Origin of the sequence: Geobacter sp. 60473 (genome assembly GCF_036323535.1) — a bacterium.
In the GTDB taxonomy this organism is placed as follows: Bacteria; Desulfobacterota; Desulfuromonadia; order Geobacterales; family Geobacteraceae; genus Geobacter; species Geobacter sulfurreducens.
In genome coordinates this window covers 1,043,639-1,065,968 of sequence record NZ_AP028967.1, presented here as the reverse complement: position 1 = coordinate 1,065,968, position 22,330 = coordinate 1,043,639, and the positions used below count along the sequence as shown (strand labels likewise).

Annotated in this window: 23 protein-coding genes and 3 tRNA genes; 7 read left to right on the top strand and 19 right to left on the bottom strand. The window is 56.3% G+C overall.

What is annotated here, in order from left to right:
• The first annotated feature begins 3 nt into the window (after nt 1–3).
• From AABA48_RS04805 to AABA48_RS04775, 7 genes are all read left to right on the top strand, one after another.
• Nucleotides 4–1,257 (top strand): hypothetical protein, encoded by a 1,254-nt coding sequence (locus AABA48_RS04805; RefSeq protein ID WP_338271180.1) that lies wholly within the window; start codon nt 4–6, stop codon nt 1,255–1,257.
• Entirely contained in the window at nt 1,250–2,080 is an 831-nt protein-coding gene (locus tag AABA48_RS04800; RefSeq protein WP_338271179.1) for a phage baseplate assembly protein V, read from the top strand. Before AABA48_RS04805 ends, AABA48_RS04800 begins: the two co-directional genes overlap by 8 nt.
• 33 nt (nt 2,081–2,113) lie before the next feature.
• Nucleotides 2,114–2,887: a hypothetical protein gene (locus AABA48_RS04795; RefSeq protein ID WP_338271178.1), complete on the top strand. Its 774-nt coding sequence runs from the start codon at nt 2,114–2,116 to the stop codon at nt 2,885–2,887.
• Between the two features lie 17 nt (nt 2,888–2,904).
• Nucleotides 2,905–3,705, top strand: coding sequence for a hypothetical protein (locus tag AABA48_RS04790; RefSeq protein WP_338271177.1), 801 nt, complete (start codon nt 2,905–2,907; stop codon nt 3,703–3,705).
• 262 nt (nt 3,706–3,967) lie between these two features.
• A complete protein-coding gene (locus AABA48_RS04785) occupies nt 3,968–5,077 on the top strand; it encodes a hypothetical protein (protein WP_338271176.1) in 1,110 nt (369 codons plus the stop codon).
• Nucleotides 5,077–5,391: a hypothetical protein gene (locus tag AABA48_RS04780; RefSeq protein ID WP_338271175.1), complete on the top strand. Its 315-nt coding sequence runs from the start codon at nt 5,077–5,079 to the stop codon at nt 5,389–5,391. The genes AABA48_RS04785 and AABA48_RS04780 overlap by 1 nt, the downstream gene beginning before the upstream one ends.
• A 1-nt stretch (nt 5,392) precedes the next feature.
• Complete coding sequence (locus AABA48_RS04775) at nt 5,393–5,641, top strand: hypothetical protein (protein WP_338271174.1); 249 nt, start codon at nt 5,393–5,395, stop codon at nt 5,639–5,641.
• 501 nt (nt 5,642–6,142) lie between these two features.
• On the opposite strand, the gene AABA48_RS04770 is transcribed toward AABA48_RS04775, so the two are convergent.
• From AABA48_RS04770 to AABA48_RS04680, 19 genes are all read right to left on the bottom strand, one after another.
• Nucleotides 6,143–7,138: a hypothetical protein gene (locus AABA48_RS04770; protein ID WP_338271173.1), complete on the bottom strand. Its 996-nt coding sequence runs from the start codon at nt 7,136–7,138 to the stop codon at nt 6,143–6,145.
• A gap of 340 nt (nt 7,139–7,478) precedes the next feature.
• Nucleotides 7,479–7,555, bottom strand: a tRNA-Arg gene (locus AABA48_RS04765).
• Nucleotides 7,556–7,614: 59 nt separating this feature from the next.
• Nucleotides 7,615–8,130, bottom strand: coding sequence for an adenine phosphoribosyltransferase (locus AABA48_RS04760; RefSeq protein ID WP_286349844.1), 516 nt, complete (start codon nt 8,128–8,130; stop codon nt 7,615–7,617).
• A gap of 34 nt (nt 8,131–8,164) precedes the next feature.
• A complete protein-coding gene (locus AABA48_RS04755) occupies nt 8,165–9,142 on the bottom strand; it encodes a sigma-70 family RNA polymerase sigma factor (RefSeq protein WP_416373122.1) in 978 nt (325 codons plus the stop codon).
• Between the two features lie 41 nt (nt 9,143–9,183).
• Nucleotides 9,184–9,834 (bottom strand): protein-L-isoaspartate(D-aspartate) O-methyltransferase, encoded by a 651-nt coding sequence (locus tag AABA48_RS04750; RefSeq protein WP_286349846.1) that lies wholly within the window; start codon nt 9,832–9,834, stop codon nt 9,184–9,186.
• A gap of 27 nt (nt 9,835–9,861) precedes the next feature.
• Complete coding sequence (gene surE, locus AABA48_RS04745; protein WP_286349847.1) at nt 9,862–10,650, bottom strand: 5'/3'-nucleotidase SurE; 789 nt, start codon at nt 10,648–10,650, stop codon at nt 9,862–9,864.
• Between the two features lie 100 nt (nt 10,651–10,750).
• A tRNA-Pro gene (locus tag AABA48_RS04740) sits at nt 10,751–10,827 on the bottom strand.
• An 8-nt stretch (nt 10,828–10,835) separates the two neighbouring features.
• Nucleotides 10,836–11,189, bottom strand: a complete 354-nt coding sequence (locus tag AABA48_RS04735; RefSeq protein ID WP_416373119.1) for a MerR family transcriptional regulator — start codon at nt 11,187–11,189, stop codon at nt 10,836–10,838.
• A gap of 17 nt (nt 11,190–11,206) precedes the next feature.
• Nucleotides 11,207–11,482 carry an integration host factor subunit alpha gene (locus AABA48_RS04730; protein WP_286349849.1) on the bottom strand — a complete coding sequence of 92 codons (276 nt, stop codon included), beginning with the start codon at nt 11,480–11,482 and terminating at the stop codon, nt 11,207–11,209.
• Nucleotides 11,483–11,576: 94 nt separating this feature from the next.
• Complete coding sequence (pheT, locus tag AABA48_RS04725) at nt 11,577–13,982, bottom strand: phenylalanine--tRNA ligase subunit beta (RefSeq protein WP_286349850.1); 2,406 nt, start codon at nt 13,980–13,982, stop codon at nt 11,577–11,579.
• A 67-nt stretch (nt 13,983–14,049) separates the two neighbouring features.
• A complete protein-coding gene (gene pheS / locus AABA48_RS04720) occupies nt 14,050–15,069 on the bottom strand; it encodes a phenylalanine--tRNA ligase subunit alpha (protein WP_286349851.1) in 1,020 nt (339 codons plus the stop codon).
• 74 nt (nt 15,070–15,143) lie between these two features.
• Nucleotides 15,144–15,497, bottom strand: coding sequence for a 50S ribosomal protein L20 (rplT, locus tag AABA48_RS04715; protein ID WP_286349852.1), 354 nt, complete (start codon nt 15,495–15,497; stop codon nt 15,144–15,146).
• A gap of 89 nt (nt 15,498–15,586) precedes the next feature.
• A complete protein-coding gene (gene rpmI, locus AABA48_RS04710; RefSeq protein ID WP_010942164.1) occupies nt 15,587–15,784 on the bottom strand; it encodes a 50S ribosomal protein L35 in 198 nt (65 codons plus the stop codon).
• Between the two features lie 37 nt (nt 15,785–15,821).
• A complete protein-coding gene (gene infC / locus AABA48_RS04705) occupies nt 15,822–16,340 on the bottom strand; it encodes a translation initiation factor IF-3 (RefSeq protein ID WP_039645119.1) in 519 nt (172 codons plus the stop codon).
• A gap of 11 nt (nt 16,341–16,351) precedes the next feature.
• Nucleotides 16,352–18,262 (bottom strand): threonine--tRNA ligase, encoded by a 1,911-nt coding sequence (gene thrS / locus AABA48_RS04700; RefSeq protein ID WP_286349853.1) that lies wholly within the window; start codon nt 18,260–18,262, stop codon nt 16,352–16,354.
• A gap of 76 nt (nt 18,263–18,338) precedes the next feature.
• A tRNA-Val gene (locus AABA48_RS04695) sits at nt 18,339–18,413 on the bottom strand.
• Nucleotides 18,414–18,466: 53 nt separating this feature from the next.
• Nucleotides 18,467–19,597: a glycosyltransferase family 9 protein gene (locus AABA48_RS04690; RefSeq protein WP_286349854.1), complete on the bottom strand. Its 1,131-nt coding sequence runs from the start codon at nt 19,595–19,597 to the stop codon at nt 18,467–18,469.
• Entirely contained in the window at nt 19,584–20,939 is a 1,356-nt protein-coding gene (locus AABA48_RS04685; protein ID WP_286349855.1) for a protoporphyrinogen/coproporphyrinogen oxidase, read from the bottom strand. Before AABA48_RS04685 ends, AABA48_RS04690 begins: the two co-directional genes overlap by 14 nt.
• Nucleotides 20,924–22,330, bottom strand: coding sequence for a glycosyltransferase family 2 protein (locus AABA48_RS04680; protein ID WP_286349856.1), 1,407 nt, complete (start codon nt 22,328–22,330; stop codon nt 20,924–20,926). The genes AABA48_RS04685 and AABA48_RS04680 overlap by 16 nt, the downstream gene beginning before the upstream one ends.

The window sequence follows — 22,330 nt, the reverse complement described above, 5'->3', positions numbered from 1 at the left end:
CACATGCGCACCTACTCCCCCAGACACAGAGTCACCATCAAGGACATGCAGACCGGCCGAATCAAACACGACCTGACCGGGGACCTGATCACCATCGTAACCAGCAAGACCAACGGTCGCGCCTTCGGAACGTGGCAGATCACGGCCACCTACCGGCACCCGCTCAACACCATCATTGCACCCAACGACGTGGCGTTGATCGAGCTGGATGCCGGCGACGGGTCCGGAATGCAGGCGGTTATGTTGGGCCTTGTGGATCGCGTAGCCCGGTTTCAAACCGTATCCGGCGACCAACCGACCCGGGTTTGGAAGGTGAGCGGGAGCGATATGGGGAAGCTCCTGGCAAACATTGACCTGGGGTGGGACATCTCCGGCCTTGCCGCCCGGCAGCAGTTCAACCAGATCGCTGATGCTTCCGTCAACAGGATCTTGCTGCAAAGCGGGACACCGTGGCAACTGGTCCAACAGCTCTTTGACGTCTTCAGAAACCAGACGAAAGGCGCGTACTACCTTCAGCACATAGCCGCCGATTGGCTGAATACGGACGACTCGTGGATCCTCTTCGACCCTTACCTTGCCGTAACCCGTAACACGCCTGCATGGAGCGCCATGAAGCGGGTAGCAAACGAACCATGGAACCGATTATTCACAGAGACTGATTCAAAGGGAAAGTTTCACCTTGGCCTTGAACGGCAACCCATCAAGGACAACGGCAAGCTCAACCCGCGGACTTTCCACACCGTCGATTACAGACACATCGTTGCTGAAGACCTCGGGGTGTCCGATGACAGCCGGGTGAACCTCTTGGCCCACTGGCCGGCCAACTATCAGACCGTTGCCAACAACCAGCTTGACGTCATTCTCACCCACCCGGGACTTACCAAATATGACGAAGCGTCTGCAATCGCCGCCGGTGTCCAGCCGCACGTCATAGATACGCCCTTCGTTCCAAGAAACTTTTATCTCGACAACGATCCCGTTGGTCAGGGCGTCGACGAGGCCATAGAGCGGGCACAAATCTACTGGAATTGGTACCGCAACAACCACACCTATGAATCTGGGACCATCACCACCCACGGGTGGCCGGAAGTGCGCAGCGGTAACGGGTTAATCAATAAGGCCGCCAACATGGAATATCTGATAGAGCAGGTTCAGCACTCATATTCCGTGTGGCCGCAACCGGTATTTACTACCACCCTTCATCTGACCCGGGGGCAACAGCATGGACAGTGGAAAGGAGCAAAAGGCAATGCTTGACGAGAACGGAAGCAGGAAGCAGGAGAGTATGAGGACGAACCCGGCCGTCCAGGAGGTTCGGGAGTGCTTTTATACCTTGCGCGGCGTAATCCAGCCCAACGGCGTACTGTTCAAAGACGCTCCCCTGAACAAGACCGGTCAGACTTTGGTGAGTATCTCTCTCTTGGGCGGATACCCAGACATTTACCGTGTCCCCCTGGCATGCTCAAAGGCAAACCCAGACAACGGCGAAGAGTGGACCCCTGAGCCTGGCGACCAGGTGTTGGTGCAGTTCATCAACGGGAGCTTTCACGCACCGGTGGTGACCGGTTTCCTCTATCCGCCGGGCAACAACCTGCAAGCCAATGCCGCCGAAGCCCCCCGCCTTCACCGCAGGCGCAACGGCGTGGATGAGGTTATCACCAAGACAGGGAGCCGCATCGTCCACATTGCCGAGCACGACAATCTGACCGTTGTGGGCAACGGGACCGTGACGATCCACGGCAGCGCCTCAGTGCATGTCGCCGGGTCTGCCACGGTCAACGTAGACGTTTCGGCCACCGTCACGAGCCCCCTGATCACGGCGGTGGCCTCACAAAAGGTCCAGCTCGACACGCCGTTGGTTGAATGCACCGGTGACCTCCAGGTGGCTGGCGGCATTACTTCGACCGGCAGCTATGGCAACACCGGCGGACGCATCCGGACACCCGGAACCATAGAGTCCACCAACGGCGACGTAAAGGACAAGACCCGCAGCATGGCGGCCGACCGGTCGATCTACAATGGGCACACTCACCCCGGCGATTCCGGAGGCACCACCGGAACCCCGAACCAGAACCAGTGAGAGAGCGGAATCCCACGAAGGGAGCGCACCAAGATGAACGAACAGAAGAATCTTGAAAAGGCAGTAACCGCCGCTTGCCGGCTGATCCTGGCTACGTGGCAGAAAACCGTAATGGGATCCCAACAAATTCCTGGCGTCCCAGAAATACGGGCCAACATCAACCTGCGCCAGCTATACGCCGACAGCATCGCACTCGGTGAGCAACTCAGCAACCCCAACTCCGGATTGTTCCGCAGGAGTGTCGTCACCACCAAGCAAATTGCACGTGACCTGGAATACGGCAAGGGGCCGTGGGACATGAAGCCGATGCTCCTCGGCGGCCCCAAGGCCAAGACGGGCAAGAACGGGAGTCGTTACAACACCATCCCGTTTCGCCATGGCACCAGCCCAAAGCACGCCCCGAACAGCAACTTCAAGCCCATGCCGAAGGATATCTACGCCGAGGCCCGCAAGCTGAAGGCATCGGTCCGGGATGGAAACAGGATTGTCTGGGGAGGGAAGCTTACCGGCACGGAAGACCGCTACACTCCCGGGAAGAACCCCACCACCGGATACCAACACAAGTCCGGCCGGTTCGAGGGGATGGTGAGAATCGAGAAGGAATACGAACGCGCCACCCAAAGCAAGTACCTGACGTTCCGGCGCGTCTCTTCCAACTCTGACCCGCAGGCCTGGGTTCATCCCGGCTACAAAGCACACCATATAGCCCGAGGGGTGGCCACCCACTGTGAGCCGGCGGTAAGGGCGATCATCGAGGCCGCCGCCCTCCAAGAACTGAAAGTCACCCTCTCTTCAGGCTCGACCTAACCACGAAAGGAGAAACCATGGGTACACATGAAATCAGACGACGAGTCATTTCCGCAATTTCGCGGCATGCGGGCGCCATGAGTCGGGAGCAGATCGACAAGGCGCTTGAAACATGGGATCGAGCCGTAAAGCACGACCTCATGAAGAGCGGCGGCCTGACCATCGACACCACGGCGGCCGATAAGCGACGGAAAGAGCGGGAGCGAGAGGAGGCTAAACTTTCAACCAGGGGCAACGACAAGGAAACGGGCCGGTCATTCAAGATCGGGTACGGCAACGGCCGGTCCTTGGCCTATCAGATCGGCAACGACGGGGAATTGATCGTCACCCCTGACAAGCCGGGCATCTACACCCCCAAGGACTACAAGGCCATGCTGGAGGCCATTACCCGCGACATTGAGAAGAGAGGAGACATCATGGAGAAATCGAAAAAGACGGGCACCCGCTGGAGCCGAGCACCGATGCTGATACAGAAACCCCGGACAATAGCATCAAGACAATGGACACAACCGAAGCCGCCGCAAGCCAAGGCAGAGCCACCACGGGTGGAAACCAAGATGCAGGAACAGCCGCAGCCAGTCACACAACCGCCGCAAGCACCGATTGATTCTCGGGGGAGATATGACTTGTCCAAGCTGAACGGCCACCAGCTTGCAGCCCTCAAGAATGGATTGGATCCCATGACCCCAGGGGTTGAGAACATGTCTGCGCAAGACATGAAAACCCTTGCCGCCCAACAGACAGCGGCGTCCGTCGCCGGGCTTGCGGAAAGGGCCGGCTTGGCATACGTCCGCGACCCTCGCCCCTTCAAATGGTAATGCAGACGGCAAGTAGCACCCCTTGATGATGCTATGCAATGGCCGGGTTTCCTCCCCCGGCCTCTCCTTCTCCCCGCCGATTCCTCCCGGCGGGTTTTTTCTATGAAGCCCCCTTCTTAAATGCTCAGATTAATTCGTTTTATTATATATGTGTTGCGCATGTCAAACGTAACTATATGATTTTGTTATGTTTTTATATTGACAGGATAAACATTGATTGATACCCTTTGATGCATATTGATGCAAATGAGGAGGGGCGAACATGTTGTGCATAGCGGTCACTATCTCAAAACCAACCACCCGCAGCGCCACATATCAAACCACCGTCCACGTCGTCAACGGTGACGACCTTCAGCCGCGTCAGAAAGTTATGTTCAAGCCCAACGGCGCGCCACGGAAAAGACGCGGGACCGTCATCGGCCGGGACGCCGCCGGCAACTGGCATGTTGAAGGCGCCCGGCAGGCGCACACATTTGTCCCTGAGCGGTTCACCCTTCCCCGGCAACAGATATGGACCCCCGAAGAGCACGAGGCCCAGAAGCGGCAAACGAAGGGTACCAGGGAGGTAACTTCGAGTCATGGCCGACAGATAACGACCTCCGAGAGCAACCGCCGGGCGATTCGTGGATACCGCGCCCTTGGGATTACCGAAGACCAGATCATGAGCAACCCGCGGATTCTGGAAAATGCCCGCGCCGCCCTGGCCGCCGTCGCCTCCCGCAACAAAAACCTTTCCTCCGCATTCACCGTGTCCGGCGGCACTCTCCGCAACGACGACCCGGAGGCGATGACTCTCTACAGCGAATACGTGACCGCCGCCATTACCAACCTTCGGGGCCTGACGGCTACGGCGCCACGGGGAGACCTGGACGACTTCCGCGCTTACCTGGCCGGTGAAAACGTGGCCAGCCGTATCGCTTACAATATCCTCCGGTCCGGCCGCACCGCTGCCATTCGCTACTTGCGCCGGCAGCACGAGGAGCGGACGCGGGAGCAGGAATACATTACGACAGCAGAAGACGACAAGCTGTCAGGGATGCGGCGCGTTGCCTCCACAGTGGCCCATTCCCCCTACCACGAGAGCGACCTTGCCCGGAAGATCGCCATGGAGCACGCCATAGAGAAGCAGCTCCACAAGATTGACCCCTTCGCGGCCGACATGATTCGTCGAAAATTCGCCCTGGGGGATTACGACCAGGAGCAGAGCAACGAGCAGATCGCCCGGGAGTTGGGGGGAAGCTGGGACCGGAGGAAGGTGGGGACCGCCGTCAAGGATGCCTTGATGAAGTTCGCCCGCACCGAGGGGACAGAGGCGTTGCGCGGCTTCCTGAAGGACGTGAAGGACTGGACGACAACGAAAGGAGGAGAGTGATGGAGAATGCAGAATTTTGCGCTCTGGTGGGTATGATGGCCGACTTCCTCACCAAGCACCCGAAGGACGGCGCCGAACGCCTACGGGAGTTCCTGGGGAGCGGGGACAAGCTGCTTTCAACGGATGACGTGATGGAGTTGACGGGATGGAGCCGCGCCCATGTGGTCAGGCTGTGCAAGCAAGGGTTCCTCCCCCACATTCCCAGTAACCCCCACAAGTTTCTTCGCGGGCCGCTCATGCAGGCGTTGCACGAGTTGCAGCGCGGCGGTGTGTACGGACGGCAGAAGAGCAGAACCAAAAAGAAAGGAGAGTGACATGGATTGCGTGTTCAAGAGGGGAGATTACCCGGAGATTGCAGAGCAGGCGGAAAAGGCGGTCACAGAGATTCGGCGGGAGATCATGGAGCTACATGACCAACTTATCCCCACCTTGACCCCGGAGCAGAGGGCTATTTTCACGAGGCTGGACGACTTGACCGTTGCCGAGGCCGCGGGGATCCAGGATGCCACGGCGCGGGCGTTGTGTGGGTGTTCGAAGTGCAAGGCGCTGGCGGTGGCGGCGTAGGGGAGGCGTCCTGCATCATATTGTGCAGCGGGCTTTATCAATCAGAACGCCCCGTACACGGCTGGAGTGAGCCTCGCCTTTGGTGAGCTTTCCAGATTGCCCTGCGGGGCGTTCGCTATATCGCCTCCTGCCGATAAAAACTGCATCGGGATAGGGCGCAGTCCTATCAACTCAAAAATGAGTCCCCATTGCGCGGTCTGTCGGGCCGATGCAGCAACCTTTCTGTCCATCATCTCCAAGGTCTTACGGTCAATGCACCCCTTTGCCCTCGCCTCCGCCCGTCTGTTTCGGCGTCCACTCCGGCTTCTTGCTCTTGGGTGGATTGTCCCCTATCCTCCGCACCTGCTCTATGGCGTCCTGTACCATTTTCAGTTTTGCCGCCTGCTTCATGAATGCATGCTTTGCTGCAGGACTCCGCATAAACCGGAAGTTTGGGAAGAGTATGAACCAAGGCTGACCCACTGAGCATAGCGGAGATGGATCAGCTGCCGATTTTACTTGTTATTTCTTTGATTCAGGAAGTGCCTTGCCATAAAAAGTCTCAATGGCTTTGTTAGCCACAGGGGCAGGTATTTTACCTTGCTTTGCTTGATTAATAAGATAGTTCGGGAATTTACTGGTGATATAATTCTGTCTCAGCCATCCTCTGAACTCGCCCAATGCTGAATCAGGATATGCGTATGCCGGTTGTGGATTGCTTTTGGATTGCGGATAATAAAGGGGATATTCATGATCGTATTTAGTTCTTTCCCCATGGGTAGCTGCCAAATTGTTGTCTGTCCAATACGAACTCCATGCCTTGCCAACAGATATGTCAGGGACAACCCTGTCGCTTATCATTATTCCGGCGCGAATCATTGGTACTATCATGGACGCAATTTCTCTAAATACGCTGAAATATCCTAGAGGCACTGAATCCAATATCATGTCTACTCGATCATGAAAGTGTTTCCAGCTATCCAAGACTTTTTGGTCAGGTGAATATCCTGTAGCTTGATAGATAAAAGTTCTAAAAGTAGTTCTAGCTAATGTACGGAAAGCGTTGATGGCTTCATCTCTTTTTTCTTTAGTCACAAAGGCATAATATTCGAGTATTGCAAGACAAACCGGCTCTGTATATGCATTAATGACGGTTCCATTATGTTCAGACTTAAGATACAACTCATTTTCAAAGTATCCCGACTTCTCAAGCATCTGATTTATGGCCATACCGCGTTCTTTAGTCTTTTCATCAGTCCAGTTAATTGCTAAGCGATTTAGGACTTTGCGGTCAACTCCACACATTCTCGCAAGTCCGCTTTCCGACAGATAGGGCACACCATTTTCGAGCACGCCCATTTCTACTCCGTCGTACTCGACTTGTTTTTCGACGTGGAAAAGTTCCTCCTGTATAACTATTTGGGGTGGGACCAAACGGTTAGTTTTTGATGGTAACTTGGTGTTGTCATTAGATTTTAATCCGGGACTAAAAGGGGATTCAGATTTGACTTTTGACATACATCCTCCACTTACGAGATTGAATTTTTACTGCATAACTAGGCGAACGATCTCTACCACCGTTGTGCCCGCCTCCTCATGCAAATGCGCCGAAGGGACAAATCAAGCGGAAGACTCCGCAGCTTATTTATAACCACCGATAGCCGCCTCCCAGATTTCAGAACATGATACCGCAGGCAAAAACGCCAGAGGATATGGTAAAAAAAAACCGGCTCACCCATCAGCGGGAGGCCGGTTTTTCACATCAAAATTGCCCAAAGGAAATCAAAGTTATCGCAACCTATATGCAACCTAAAACAATTAAAGGGTGACATAAATAGCTGCAACCCCCTATTTTTATTGGCGTCCCCGAGACGATTCGAACGTCCGACCCCTTCCTTAGGAGGGAAGTGCTCTATCCAGCTGAGCTACGGGGACAAAAGAAAATTTTTTATAGCCTATCCGGGGCGCATTTTCAAGCCCTTTCGCCGGTGGTGCTAGAACGTGAGGAGCGAGTAAACCTTTCCGTCGGGCAATCTCTTTCTGCCCCCGAGGAATTCGAGCTCGGCCATAAAGCAACACTCGACAATCTCTCCCCCAAGCGCCTTGACCATGTCGACGACCGCCGCCATGGTACCGCCGGTGGCGAGAATGTCGTCAGCGATGATCACCCGCTCTCCCTTGGCAATGGCGTCGGTATGGATCTCCAGCGTGTCTGAGCCGTATTCGAGCTGATAGGTTTTGCTGTAGGTTTCTGAGGGGAGTTTGCCCGGTTTGCGCACCAGGACCACGCCGGCGCCCAGCTTGTAGGCCAGGGCGGCGCCGATGACGAATCCGCGGGCTTCCACCACGACAACCTTGCTGATCTTCTTCCCCACATAGCGATGCGCGATAAGATCCACCATGCGCTGGAACGATGGGGCATCCGCCAGTAGCGTGGTAATGTCCTTGAAGATAATCCCCTTTTTGGGGAAATCGGGTACGTCGCGGATTATGTTTTTCAGCTCATCCATGCTTCTTCCCCCTCCGTGATGGCATCAAGCCGGCTCAATCGATGGCGCTGCTATCGCTTTCCTCAATATACTTTCTTAACTTTTCCAGAGACTTGGCCTCGATCTGCCGGATACGCTCACGGGTGACGCCGAAGCTGCGACCGATGGTGTCGAGGGTCTGGGGCTCCTTGTCTTCCAGGCCGAAGCGGAGCGTGAGGATCGTCTGCTCGTTCTCAGACAGGGATGCAAACCACTTGGACACGATTTCGTATTTGTTGAGATCCTCAAGCAGCACGGCCGGCGAGACGGTGGAGGTATCCTCAATGGTGTCGATAAGAAAATAATCGCTGTTCTCCCCCATGGGGCGCTCGATGGAGTAGGTCTTTTTGAGGAGGACCATCAGCCGCCGGACGTAGGCGGAATTCACCTTCATCTCGGTGGCGACTTCCTTCACGCTCGGCTCGCGGTTGAGTCTCTGCACCAGTTCCCGCGTGATCTTCAGCATCTTGTTGATGTCGTCGGAGACATGGACCGGCAGCCTGATCGTCCGCGACTGATTCACGAGGGCGCGCTCGATGGATTGGCGGATCCACCAGGTGGCGTAGGTGGAGAAGCGGCACTCCTTCGAGAGCTTGAAGCGCTCCACCGCCTTGATGAGCCCCATGTTGCCCTCCTCGATCAGGTCGAGAAAAGGGAGCCCCCGATTGATGTACCGCTTGGCAATCTTGACCACGAGCCGCAGGTTCGACTCGATCATCTTGTCCCGGGCAGCCCTGTCACCCTTGGCGATACGGCCGGCCAGCTCTTTTTCCTCATCGGCGGTCAGCAGCCGCGTCCGCTGAATCTCGCGCAAATAGAGCTTGATCGCATCGTCGAAGTGCTCCTGCTCGATGTGCTTGCCGACTTCAGCAGGCTCCTCGGGTTCTTCCTCTTCCTCTGCCGCCTCCAGCTCGAAGGTCGTCGGCTCGGGCTCAATGAAGTCCTCGCCGGGCTCATCCGGAGCATCCAGCTCTTTCTCATCCAGTTCGTTCATGTCGCTCATGGAGATCTCCGTCGCAAAGCGCCCGGCGGCGCTCAGTCATCGCTGCTCCAACCGAATTTACCCACCAGTTTGACGAACCTGCATCCCGTGATGTCCTCCCGCTCGACCGAACCGTCCTCCTGCTTGACCACCCTGACGAGCACCTGCTCGAACTGGGTCCCCACCGGGATGACGAGCCTCCCGCCGGGCTTGAGCTGGTCGATGTACTGTTGCGGGATATCCGGGGCTCCGGCGGTCACGATGATGGCATCGAAGGGAGCTTCTTCTTCCCAGCCAACCGTGCCGTCGGACATCTTGATATTGACATTGAGGAGCCCCAGGCTGTCAAGGGCCTTGCGCGCCCGCAACGCAAGCGAACGAATGCGTTCCACCGTGTAGACCCGGTCGGCCATGACTGCCAGGATAGCGGCCTGGTAGCCAGAGCCGGTACCGATTTCCAGAACCTTTTCCTTCCCCTTTAACTCCAGGAGTTCGGTCATCAGGGCGACCATGTAAGGCTGAGAAATGGTCTGCTTTTCGCCGATGGGTAGCGGCGTATCGCTGTAGGCCTGGGCGGCCATGGCCTCTTCTACGAAGACGTGGCGGGGCACTTTCATCATCGCCTCGATCACCCGCCGGTCCGAGACGCCTCGCGCGATGATCTGGGATTCGACCATCCGTTTGCGTGCAATTTCAAAGTTCATAACATGCCCCTGTTGATGGAAACGCGACTATAGCAGAGCTCCCGACGGCTGTCCAGCCTCCGGGCGGCATGCCGAGAGGTCCCACGACTGCAAAATCGAGAGCGATGCGTAATTCGTCAGATCCAGGTGAAGCGGGGTGACCGATATCCTGCCGCGCTTGACGGCGTGAAAATCGGTTCCCTCGATATCGCGAAAGACCGGCTCGTTGCCGCCGATCCAGTAGTAGTTCCTGCCGCGCGGATCTACCTTCGTAACGATGTCGCCACCGTAATCACGCTTTCCCTGCGAGGTTATGACCGGGCCAGCAAGCTCTTCGGCAGGCAGGTCGGGGACATTGACATTCAGGAACGTATCCCGGGGGAGGCCCCGGTCGAGCACTTCCCTTGCCAGCTGTGCTGCAAAGGCAGCAGCCGCGCGGTAGTTGCTCCCATGTCCGTTTGTTGCAAGAGAAACGGCAATGGCGGGAATTCCCATGAGAGTCGCCTCCAGAGCTGCGGAGACAGTCCCGGAGTACGTAATGTCGTCGCCCAGATTCCCGCCGCGATTGACGCCGGACACCACGATATCGGGTGTCTCGGTCAGAAGGATGTGAATTCCGAGATTTACGCAGTCGGTGGGGGTTCCATCAACGGCAAAGATACCTGCCATGATCTCGGTTACCCTGAGGGGATGGTGGAGCGTAAGGGCATGGCCCACCGCGCTTCGCTCACGGTCGGGAGCCACCACGGTAACTGTGCCCACAAGTCTGAGGGCATCGGCCAGAGCCACGATTCCCGGGGCGTGAACACCATCATCATTGGTAACGAGAATATTCATGGCGCCTCCTTGCCTCCGGATGCATGCCGGACGGACCTTCGCTTCCGGCGTATGATACGCAAAAGGGGGTTACGAAATATATCTCGTAACCCCCTGTAAATGGTCGGGGCGACTGGATTCGAACCAGCGACCACCAGACCCCCAGTCTGGTGCGCTACCAGGCTGCGCTACGCCCCGAATACATGCTATTGCAGTTGTTTTTTCAGCAGTTCCAACTCACATTTGACCGAGAGGAGGATCTCTTTAAGGGCTTGATCCTGCCCAGGGGGTTCTCCTGCCTGCCTCTGCCCTTTCCCCGTAGCCAAACGCTTTCGTGCACCGTCAATGGTCAGCTTTTCACCATAGAGCAGTTGCTTAATCTCAAGCAGAAGCTCAATATCTTTCCGCGAGTAGAGCCTCTGGCCCGTCCTGCTCTTGGGTGGCCGCAACTCCTTGAACTCGGCTTCCCAGAATCGGAGAACCGACGGCTTGAGAGAGGTAATCCGGGATACTTCGCCGATTCGGTAGTACTGCTTGTCCGGGGTCTCCTCCGCCACCATGCCTCCGGCGAAGCGTCCTAGGTGTTAATCGAGGACTTGAGAACCTGGCTCGGCTTGAAGGTAAGAATTTTACGGGCAGAGATGATGATCTCGTCGCCGGTTTGCGGATTACGGCCACGACGATCGGCCTTGTCCTTGACCACGAAATTGCCGAAGCCGGCGATCTTGATCTTTTCCCCACGCTCAAGGGTTTCCTTGATCAGACCGAACACGCGCTCGACCAGTTCAGCGGACTCTTTCTTGGAGAAACCAATCCTCTCGTATATCTGCTCGACAATATCGGCCTTCGTCATATACTCCCTCAAAATTATTGCATAATCTAGCCACTATCCGGCCAACTGAAGCTCTGGTTTTATATCACAGCGATTCGGCAGAATCAACCAGTTTTTAACGAATCGTCGCACCGAGCTTCGCGACAAGGCTGTCAACGACCTTCTGGTGCAGCGGCGAAACCTCGTCATCGCTCAGGGTTTTCTCTGTGGAGCGATAGCGCACCCGCACCGCGATGCTCTTCTTCCCTTCGGGAACGTGGACGCCTTTGTAGAGGTCAAACACGGCAGCACTTTCGATTTCGCGGATACGCAGTCCGCCTATGCACCGCACAATATCCGCAGCCGGCGTCTCATCGGCCACAAGCATGGCAATATCCCTGAACGTATCCGGAAAGCGTGACGGCGGCACAACAGCCGCGGCACCGCGCGCTACGGACAGGAGCCGCTCGAAATTAAGCTCGAAGTAGAATACCGGCTGATCGATCCCGAAGTTGTCCTGCACATCGGGGTGGAGTTCGCCGAGGGAGCCCAGGATCGAATCACCGCACCGGACCGTGCACGATTTGCCGGGATGGTAAAAAACATCGGTGCCGTCAGACGAATAGGTCGCGCCGCTGACCGAAAATGCGTCGAGAACCGTCTCCACAACGCCCTTCACATCATAGAAATCAAGGGGATGCTTTTCCTGGGTCCACCCTTCGGGGTAGCGCCTGCCGGTCATGAGCCCGGCAAGGACCAGTGGCTCGTTGGGGAGCTGCTCACCTTCCACCCGCAGATACACGCGCCGCAGCTCAAAGAGACGCAGGTCGAGACTGCGGTAATTCAAGTTGCGGGAAGCGGCCTCCAAAAGCCCGGGAAGCAGCGTCGTCCGCATGACCGCCTGCTCGTCCACCAGTGGATTCCTGAGCGCCACCACGCTGCGCCGGCCATCATCAGGGCCGAGCATCATGCGGTCAAGGGCGCCCGGCGCCATGAAGCTGAAGGTTATGACTTCGTTGAACCCCTGCCCCACCATCAGATCGCGGCACCGCCTCTCCATGCGCTGGTGCTTTGTGGGGCGATCGGAAAAGACACGGGCTCGCGGCATGGTCGTTTCAATCCGGTCATAGCCGTTTAACCGCGCTACCTCCTCCACTAGGTCAATCTCGCGCTCCAGGTCCACCCTGAATGTCGGGACCGTCACATCGATTATGCCGGGCTCAACCGTGACAGTGGTAAATTCCAGGTGATGAAACAGTGCCTTCATTTCGTCGGCGGAGAGTTCGACCCCGAGAAGGGCATTGCAGCGGTCCACCCTGAACCGGATCGTCCGATGGGAAACAGGCGTGGGATAGGCATCGATAATTCCCGCGGCAACAGTCCCGCCGGCCAGTTCGGCCAGAAGCGCGGCAGCCCGGTCCAGGGCCCTGGTCACAATGGCCACGTCGGCCCCACGCTCAAAACGGTGGGACGACTCGGTGTGGAGCCCCAGGCGCTTGGCGGTACGACGGATGGCGGAGGGATTGAAGTAAGCGCTCTCCAGCAGGATATTCGTCGTGGTATCACGGATTTCCGAATTCTCTCCCCCCATGATACCAGCGAGGGCAACACTCCTCGCTCCGTCACGGATAGTGAGATCGCCGGCAGTGAGGGTGCGCTGCTGACCATCAAGGGTGGTAAACACCTCACCGTCCGTTGCCCGACGGACAACGATCGTGCTGTTCTCAAGCAGGTCGGCATCAAAGGCGTGCAAAGGATGCCCATACTCCATCAGGACGTAGTTGGTCACGTCGACCACGTTGTTGATGGAGCGCATTCCGACCGCCTCAAGGCGCCGAACCAGCCATGCCGGCGAGGGACCGATGGAGCATCCGCTGATAAAGCGGGCAGTATAGCGCGGGCAGAGTTCGGGATCCTCCACAATGACCGTTGCCTTCTGCGTCACCGGCTCACCGGACTCGACAACCGCGTGTCCCGGATAGGTAATCCGCTTCCCGAGCTTTGCCGCAATCTCCCGTGCCACCCCGATAACGCTGAGACAATCGGCACGGTTGGGAGTAAGCCCGATCTCGAAGATCGTGTCCTTGAGGCCAAGGGCGTCGAACAGGGGAACTCCGAGCGGCAGGTCGGACGGAAGGATCATGATCCCTTCCGATTCAGCGGAAAGCCCCAGTTCGCGCTCGGAGCAGAGCATGCCGCACGACTCCTCGCCGCGTATCTTGGATCGCTTGATCTTGAAGTCACCCGGCAGCACGGCCCCGATCTGGGCCAGGGCGACCTTGTCGCCGGCAGTGAAGTTCTGGGCTCCACAGACGATATCCAGGATCTCCCGGCCGTTGTTGACCTTGCAGAGCGAAAGCTTGTCCGCATTGGGATGCTTCCGACGCTCCTCCACCACGGCGACCACTACCTGGTCGAGGCCGCCACCGACCTCGCGTACCCCCTCCACTTCGAGGCCGAGCATGGTAAGCAGGTCGCCAAGCTCCTGAGTAGAGAGATCACATTCGACAAATTCCTTGAGCCAGTTGTACGTAACGATCATATTCTCACTCTATCCGAGACGCAGTAGTTAAAGTTTCACCAGAGGGATGCCACCCCAACAAGCCAGATTATCTAAATTGTTGCAGGAACCGCACATCATTGTCGAAGAACATACGCAGATCCCCTATGCCGTACTTGAGCATGGCGACCCGCTCAATCCCCATACCGAACGCAAAACCGGAGATCGACTCGGGATCATAGCCCACGTGGCGATAGACTTCCGGATCGATCATGCCGGCACCCAGAATTTCGAGCCAGCCGCTCTGCTTGCAGACCCGGCACCCCTGCCCTTTACACATGACGCAGGCAATGTCCACCTCGGCGCTCGGCTCGGTGAAGGGGAAGAATGAGGGACGTAACCGAACCCCTGTTCCGGCGCCGAAGAACTGGTTCACAAAGTTGGTCAGTATCCCCTTCAGATCGCCGAAGGTAACACCCTTGTCCACCATGAAACCTTCGATCTGATGGAACATGGGAGAGTGGGTGGCATCGGAGTCGCACCGGTAAACCGTGCCCGGCGAGATGATCCTGACCGGAGGTGCGTGCTTGAGCATGGTCCGGACCTGGACCGGAGAGGTGTGGGTGCGCAGCAGGATGTCGTCATCAACGAAAAAGGTATCCTGCATGTCCCGGGCCGGGTGATCCTTGGGAAAATTGAGAGCCTCGAAGTTGTAAAAGTCCAGCTCCACCTCGGGGCCTTCGGCCACCTGAAAGCCGAGGCCGGCGAAGATGTCCGAAATTTCCTCGATGACGAGCGAGATGGGGTGCTTGGTTCCCAAAGGCGACGTACGACCGGGGAGCGTCACGTCGAGGCGTTCCCGCTCGAGGCGCTCCTTTTTAGCCGCAGCCCTGACCCGTTGCAGGGTTTCCTCCAGCGTGGTCTCGAGCCGGTCCTTGACCGTGTTGACCATTTGGCCCATGCGGGGACGCTCTTCGGGCGAGAGCGAACCGAGCCCCTTCATGACCGCCGTCAGTTCACCCTTTTTCCCCAGGTACCTGACGCGCAACTCCTGCAGGGCGCCCTCGGAGGCTGCGCCGGCAATCTCCGCAAGGGCCGATTGCATCAGTTGATCAAGCGTTTCATTCATGTCCGGTATCCCTTTACAAAAAAAGAAATGGAACGCAGAGCATCCCATTTCTTTTTGTATTCCTCAGGATTTCACTAAAACTGAGCTTTGGCGAGGGTAGCGATTTCCGAGAACCCCTTGGGGTCCGACACAGCCAAGTCAGCCAGGACCTTGCGGTCGATTTCAACATGAGCCTGCTTGAGGCCGTGGATGAGCTTGCTGTATGAAAGCCCGTTGAGCCGGGAAGCCGCATTGATCCGCGTGATCCAGAGGGCCCGGAAGTCACGCTTCTTGACTTTGCGGTCCCGGAACGCGTAATTGAGCGCCCGGTCTACGGCCTCCGTCGCGCTCCTGAACAACTTGCTCCGTGCGCCCCTGAAGCCCTTGGCAAGCTTGAGTACTTTGTTTCTTCTGCGTCTCGCTTTGAATCCTCTTTTTACCCGTGGCATCTACTACTCCTTCTTCTGTCGTATTTTCCCGGATCCGCAAGGGGAGACAGTTCCTCACGGTTCACGGTGTCATGACGGAGCAGGCTCCGTTACATGTAAGGGATAAGCTTGGCGATATTCTTGTGATCAACTGCCGCCACAACAGCGCTGGAACGAAGCTGGCGCTTGCGCTTCCTGGTCTTGGAGGTAAGAATGTGGCTCGTGAAGGCGTGGCTCCGCTTGATCTTGCCGGTTCCGGTCTTCTTGAAGCGCTTGGCTGCGCCACGATTGGTCTTGATCTTGGGCATTGCTCTATTCTCCTTTGCTGCGTTCTCGGTAGGTTTTCTATTTTTTGACTTTGGGCGCAACGATCATGAACATGCTACGCCCTTCCATCTTCGGTTTGAATTCGACAACTGCGATATCTTCCAATTCGGCGGCAACACGGTCAAGGGCCCGGGAACCGAATTCCAGGTGCGTTATCTCACGCCCCCGGAACACAAGGGTTACCTTCGCCTTGTTTCCCTCTTCGATAAAGCGCCGCACATGCTTGATCTTGGTCATCAGGTCATGCTCATCGGTTTTGGGCCGGAGCTTTACTTCCTTGACCTGCACGTGTGACTGCTTTTTCCGTGCCTCTTGAAGCTTTTTGCTCTGCTGGTACTTGAACTTGCCGTAATCCATGATCCGGCAAACAGGCGGCACCGCAGTGGGTGAAACCTCCACCAGGTCGAGCTGCCGCGCTTCGGCCAGCGCAAGGGCCTCCTGGAGAGACATGATCCCCAGCTGTTCGCTCTCTGCGCCTACAACGCGCACTTCGCGCGCCCGTATGGCCTGATTGATATTCACTGTAGGCTTCGCTATGGCGCCACCTCCTAATTAAAGCGTTTCACTTCGTCATTTACAAACGCAACAAACTCCTCCGGCTTCATGGCCGCGAGGTTGGAGCCGTCGCGGAACCGGGGAGTTACCGTACCTGATTCGACTTCCTTGTCACCTATGACGAGCATGTAGGGGATTTTCTGCAGCTGCGCCTCGCGGATCTTGAATCCGAGCTTTTCGTTGCGAAAATCTTTCTGAACCCTCACCCCGTTCGTCCGAAGCGTCTCGAACACCTGCGCCGCATAGGGTTGCTGGTTGTCGGTAACGGTAAGCACAATGGCCTGAACCGGCGAGAGCCACAAAGGGAAATTGCCGGCGAAGTGCTCAATGAGAACACCGATGAACCGCTCGATGGACCCGAGAATTACCCGGTGGACCATGACCGGCCGCTTACGCTCGCCGTCAGCATCCACATAGGTAAGGTCAAACCGCTCGGGGAGCGTAAAATCGCACTGGATTGTAGCACACTGCCACTTCCTGTCAAGGGAATCGCGCAGCTTGATGTCGATCTTCGGCCCGTAGAATGCGCCGTCCCCCTCATTGATCTCGTAGGGCCTGCCCGAATCCTTGAGGGAGCCCAGCAGGGCACCGGTGGCGCGCTCCCAGTCCTCGTCCGAGCCGATGGACTTCTCGGGCCGGGTAGAAAGCTCCATCTCGTAGTCGAACCCGAATATGCCCATGACGTCGTTCACAAAGGAGATGACTCCCTTGATCTCGGCGTCCAGTTGCTCGGGAGTACAGAGAATATGAGCATCGTCCTGGGTGAAGCAGCGGACCCGCAGGAGGCCGTGCAGCACGCCGGCGCGCTCATGGCGATGCACCGTGCCGAGCTCGAAGAAACGGAGCGGCAGATCCCGGTAGCTGCGCAGCTGGGACTTGTAAATCATCATATGGGAAAGACAGTTCATCGGCTTGATGCCGAACCCCTGCCCTTCCACCTCGGTGAAATACATGTTCTCGCGGTAATTGTCGTAGTGGCCGGAACGCTGCCAGAGCTCGGTCTTCAGGATCTGTGGGCCGACCACGATGTCATAGCCGCGCTTGAAGTGCTCCCTACGCTCGAAGTCTTCCAGCAGGGTACGGAGCATGGCGCCCTTCGGATGCCAGATGACGAAACCGGCCCCCACCTCGTCGGAGAAGGAAAAGAGGTCGAGTTCCCGGCCCAACTTGCGATGGTCGCGGCGCTTGGCCTCCTCGATCTTCTCCAGGTAAGCGTCGAGCTCTTTCTTGTCGGCAAAGGCGGTTCCGTAGACCCGCTGGAGCATCTTGTTTTTCTCGTCTCCGCGCCAGTAGGCACCAGCCAGAGAAGTCAATTTGAACGCCCGGCAAAAGGAAGTCGAAGGGAGGTGAGGGCCGCGACACAGATCAACGAAATCGCCCTGACGATAGAGCGAAACGTTCTCCTCGGGGAGCGCCTCGATGATCTCGACCTTGTATTCTTCACCCATGTCACGGAAAAGCTTCACCGCCTCGTCACGGGAAAGCACCTGGCGCTCGACGGGAATGTCGGCCTTGGCAAGCTCTCGCATCCGCTCCTCGATGCGGGCAAGATCCTCGGGACTGAATGGGGGTTCAACGTCGAAATCGTAGTAGAAGCCCGTTTCAACGGCAGGGCCGATGGTAACCTTGGCGGTCGGGAAAAGCTGTTTGACGGCCTGAGCCATGAGGTGGGAGGTGGAGTGCCTGATGATGTCCAGGCCATCCGCAGACTTATCGGTAATGATCTCGACCCTGGCGCCATTGGTCAGGGGAGCGGTAACATCGACCTGAACTCCGTCGATCTTTCCGGCTATGGCAGCCTTGGCAAGCCCGGCTCCGATGGAGGCGGCAAGATCGCGCACCGTCGCGCCCTCGGCAAGAATTCTTTCCGAACCATCCGGCAGCGTTACCCTGATGTCTCCCATCACTGGCCCCTTAACAGAAAGAGGCATCGAACCTTCGATGCCCCCTCCACAGCGTTCGCCGCGAGCATTTTTTGAATGGTAGGCGCGGGCGGTCTCGAACCGCCGACCTCTACCGTGTCAAGGTAGCGCTCTCCCCCTGAGCTACGCGCCTCCAACCAAAACGAGCTTCATCATTTACCACTCAGCTCAAACGGTGTCAAGGCTTTATTTAGGATGAGATATTATTTTTTCAAGCACAGCAAGAACAGCACCTTTAACCTCATCCACAGTGATATCCGCCATGCAGCGCGCATTTTCAGGACATTTCGGCGTGTATCCGAAGGTGGTACAGGGGGAGCAGGGCAACCCCTTGTTGACCACCGAATGGTAACCGTTGCGAGGTGCCCACTTCTTCGCCCGGCCGGGACCGAAGAGGGAGACTGTGGGTATGCCGAGACCGACGGCAATGTGAAGGATGCCCGAATCGCCGCTGACGAGAAGTGCCGACCGACCGATCACCGCTGCGGTAGCGGCGAGCCCCGTCCTTCCGCACAGAGAAAGACCGCCGGCCGCCTCAACAGCACGGCCGTCGGCACGCTCCGACTCACCTCCAACCACAACGACATCGATGCCTCGCTGCACCAGCAGCGCAGCAAGACTCGCGAAGCGTTCCGCCCCCCAACGCCGCTCCGCAATACTTGCCCCGGGAAACAGTGCGACGAATCGCCGCCCTTTCAGTCCCCCGAGCAGTTGTTCGACTGATTCGGTATCCCGCGCCGGGACAGCCAGAAACGGCCCCCCACCCTCCCCTGCCCCGCTGATGCCGAGCGGTGTTAACAGACACATGAAGCTGTCGGCCTCGTAGTCATCCTGCTCGTAGGGTATGGGATGGGTGAAGAGACGACGGCGCTCATTGGTCGCAAAGCCGATTTTGATCCCCGCGCGAACAATTCGGGCCACTACCGCCGAAAGCCGGTGCCACTGCTCCGTATCGATGACAACATCGTAGCGTGAACGCAGCACGGAAAAAAACTCAGCGGGAACATCGTAGCGGCTAACCGAACGGAGGCCGGGGCAGAGAGCAAAAGCGCCGGCATTACGCCGTTCGGCCAGGATATCAATGGAGACACCGGGGTAACGCCTTTGCAGTGCGCGCAGTGCGGGAGCAAGGAGGACAGCGTCGCCGATGCCGCCGGGGCGGATGACGAGGATGGATTGGGGAGGGTCGCTCGTTTGCCGCGGAACAGGCCGGGGCAACAACGATGCCGCCAGTCGGCCGACTAACCGATCGACCTGCTTAAGCAGTAACAGTGTGGCTTTCATGCTCAATGCGCTGCCCGCTTCAGATGCAACCATTGAGAGTCGGCTCGTCCGCACCGTTCAGGATGCGGTCCGCCACCTCTACACCCTGCATGAATGAATGGTCCATATTGCCCACCTCGTACTTCCATGCTCCGAAGCGTCCTCGCGAATACACGCCCTGCGATTCGAGGAACGGATTGATCACGGCAAGCGCTTGATCCCTGCCCACGGTAGGCACGGGATAGGAATACGGGATATCTATCACGTATCGGCTGATGATCCGCTCTCGTTCGCTTTCGGTGAGCATGCCGGCGTTTATCAGTCCCTGGATGGTTGTTTCAACGATCTCCGCGCGGTTAACCGGTTTGTGCGGAGAGTACGCAGTCTCGCACATGAGCGAGAAAAAGCGGCTGGTATCGCCATTCGGGACGTTCCATGGCGAATAGTTGTGAAAGTTGGTTACCCGGTAGAAGGGGCAATTGTCCTCGGGGAAATACATCCAGCACTTGCTGTCCCGCCGTTCCCCCTCGACACCGATGCCGACGATGAGACCGCTGTTGTGGACCAGGCGACTGGCAGCCTCGCGCACATGGTCCGGCACGTCCCTGCAGAGGCCTATGAAGATATCGAGGGGGATGGTGGTAATGAGGGAGTCGTACCGTTCGCGCCGACCGTTGGAAAAGGCGAGTTCACGGGCAGCAAGGTCAACCTCCGTCAATTCATGGGAGAACGAGATGCGATCCTGGAAACGAGTGGCGATGCTGCTGAAAATCGCCCCTGTACCACCCTTGTGAGGGAATTTGAAAGTATTGTTCGGCCCCCAGTTCACGTCATCAGTCTTCTCAGCTATGTTCTTCTCAATGCGGGCCAGATCGATGACGCTTACCCGTTCGCCGATCCACTCGCGAGACATTTCGTGAAGGGGGACGCCCCATACCTTTTTGTTGTAGGGCTCCATGAAATGCTTGACGATGCCGGCCCCGAAGACACGGTCCATCCATTCACGGAAGTTGGCTGCAAGGCTTGGAGATCCGGCCAGCCCCTTAAGGCCGGCCAGACACTCTTCAAGGGCATCCGGCGGGAGGTGACGGATATTGTTCTGGAACGGGTACGGAACCCATGTTTCGCGGATGCGGACCCAGCACTCCCGCTGGTGCTCATACCAGGCGCCGTCAAGGGCCTCCTCTACCACACGGTCAAAATAGTCGTAGTGGGAGAAGAGGACGTGACCGCCGACGTCCCAGGTGAAGCCATGGTCGTCGACGAAGGAGGCGGAGAGGCCTCCGACGTGATCGGTGCGTTCGAAAATATGCCAATCGCATTCGTCCTCCCTCGAGAGGTGATAGGCAGTACCGAGGCCGCAAGGTCCGGCGCCAAGGATCAGTTTTTTGGACATCCATAGCTCCTTTTCTCCCGCAGACCTGCGGACCAGACCACGGGCAAAGAAAACAACGAGGTAACCATGCCCATGAAAATAGCAACTGAAACCTTCCAAATAGTCCGTATCGATTTATCTGAAAGAAAAAACTCATCCCTCGAAGAGTCATAGGTATAATGTTTTTTAACAAGATAAGCATAAGGACTATTCAGCGTTGATACACAAGATACCCCACAATCAAATCCTCCAAATAATATCTTATTACCAATAATAGCTTTCTTTAAAATACTGTCTTTTAAATTATTAGCGATTATCACTTCGTCTACATTCAATGAATGCAATATTCCGTATTTTTCTGAATTAACCAATAATGTTATATTAATATTTGGATACAGATTATTTAGTTTTGTCATTGTAGCGATGATATCATTATACGCACCATCAACAAAAACAATAATTTTTAAAATTATCCCTTCAATTTTTGAATCACATATATAATTGTCTTTCTCATCGCTTATGGCTACCGATTTAGATGACTTGCCGTATATTGCAAAAATAAAATCAGTTATAGAAGAAAAAATTAGGTGTGCCAAGGCGCTTCTGCCTTGGAATACCTCAAGGAACATGAAAGCAAAGGCATTGAAACACACGGAAAGATACGCTCGCAATTTTCTGTAGCCATACAAGTGCTTACTGATTGTTAACAATGCATTCCTGAAATCGTAATAAAGTACATTAGGGTTGAATCCTTTCTCGACTCCGTGATAGACCCTTGAAGACAAGACAGAAACGCATCTGTATCCAAGGTCTCGTATACTTAAGCAGAAATCAATATCATCCCAGTGGAGAAAATACCGGCCATCCATTCCTCCCAACTCCTTGGCGACAGCATCTCGTACCAACGCGGAACAAGCGGCCACATAATCAACTTCAATCACATTCTCAACCTTCAGATCGGCATAACGATGATAACGGAAATTTGGACCCCAGGTACCCGACTTCCAATCAACAAAAGCCCCGGCCTCTACGATTAGATTGCGATCCTCTGGACTCATGATGCATGAACCTGCGATGCCAAGCGACGCGTCACCATCCATCGCCTTGACGAGCTCGGAAAGGGTATCGGGAGTCACCTCTGCATCATTATCCAACAACCAGATATAATCCTGGGCAAGTTCACTGATTGCATACTGGATACCCGTATTGAACCCTCCCGTACCTCCAAGGTTCTCTAAGTTTTCGATCAGGTGGACACGTAAATCGTGTGCTTTGATTGCGGGCACAGTATCATCGGTTGACGCATTATCAACGACCACAATCGAGAAATTATCATATTTGATTCCGCGGATAGAATTCAGGAGGTTGATAACATCCTCCTTCTTATTCCAGGTCACTATGACTATGGTCAC

Coding starts and splice junctions, on each gene's coding strand:
- pheS (WP_286349851.1), bottom strand. CDS start 15,069: ATGAATGAAACGCTTGATCAACTGATGCAATCGGCCCTTGCGGAGATT.
- AABA48_RS04690 (WP_286349854.1), bottom strand. CDS start 19,597: ATGGTTGCATCTGAAGCGGGCAGCGCATTGAGCATGAAAGCCACACTG.
- AABA48_RS04780 (WP_338271175.1), top strand. CDS start 5,077: ATGGAGAATGCAGAATTTTGCGCTCTGGTGGGTATGATGGCCGACTTC.
- rpmI (WP_010942164.1), bottom strand. CDS start 15,784: ATGCCCAAGATCAAGACCAATCGTGGCGCAGCCAAGCGCTTCAAGAAG.
- AABA48_RS04790 (WP_338271177.1), top strand. CDS start 2,905: ATGGGTACACATGAAATCAGACGACGAGTCATTTCCGCAATTTCGCGG.
- AABA48_RS04770 (WP_338271173.1), bottom strand. CDS start 7,138: ATGTCAAAAGTCAAATCTGAATCCCCTTTTAGTCCCGGATTAAAATCT.
- AABA48_RS04685 (WP_286349855.1), bottom strand. CDS start 20,939: ATGTCCAAAAAACTGATCCTTGGCGCCGGACCTTGCGGCCTCGGTACT.
- AABA48_RS04785 (WP_338271176.1), top strand. CDS start 3,968: ATGTTGTGCATAGCGGTCACTATCTCAAAACCAACCACCCGCAGCGCC.
- AABA48_RS04805 (WP_338271180.1), top strand. CDS start 4: ATGCGCACCTACTCCCCCAGACACAGAGTCACCATCAAGGACATGCAG.
- AABA48_RS04800 (WP_338271179.1), top strand. CDS start 1,250: ATGCTTGACGAGAACGGAAGCAGGAAGCAGGAGAGTATGAGGACGAAC.
- thrS (WP_286349853.1), bottom strand. CDS start 18,262: ATGGGAGACATCAGGGTAACGCTGCCGGATGGTTCGGAAAGAATTCTT.
- rplT (WP_286349852.1), bottom strand. CDS start 15,497: ATGCCACGGGTAAAAAGAGGATTCAAAGCGAGACGCAGAAGAAACAAA.
- surE (WP_286349847.1), bottom strand. CDS start 10,650: ATGAATATTCTCGTTACCAATGATGATGGTGTTCACGCCCCGGGAATC.
- AABA48_RS04795 (WP_338271178.1), top strand. CDS start 2,114: ATGAACGAACAGAAGAATCTTGAAAAGGCAGTAACCGCCGCTTGCCGG.
- AABA48_RS04730 (WP_286349849.1), bottom strand. CDS start 11,482: ATGACGAAGGCCGATATTGTCGAGCAGATATACGAGAGGATTGGTTTC.
- AABA48_RS04755 (WP_416373122.1), bottom strand. CDS start 9,142: ATGAACGAACTGGATGAGAAAGAGCTGGATGCTCCGGATGAGCCCGGC.
- AABA48_RS04735 (WP_416373119.1), bottom strand. CDS start 11,189: ATGGTGGCGGAGGAGACCCCGGACAAGCAGTACTACCGAATCGGCGAA.
- AABA48_RS04775 (WP_338271174.1), top strand. CDS start 5,393: ATGGATTGCGTGTTCAAGAGGGGAGATTACCCGGAGATTGCAGAGCAG.
- pheT (WP_286349850.1), bottom strand. CDS start 13,982: ATGATCGTTACGTACAACTGGCTCAAGGAATTTGTCGAATGTGATCTC.
- AABA48_RS04750 (WP_286349846.1), bottom strand. CDS start 9,834: ATGAACTTTGAAATTGCACGCAAACGGATGGTCGAATCCCAGATCATC.
- AABA48_RS04760 (WP_286349844.1), bottom strand. CDS start 8,130: ATGGATGAGCTGAAAAACATAATCCGCGACGTACCCGATTTCCCCAAA.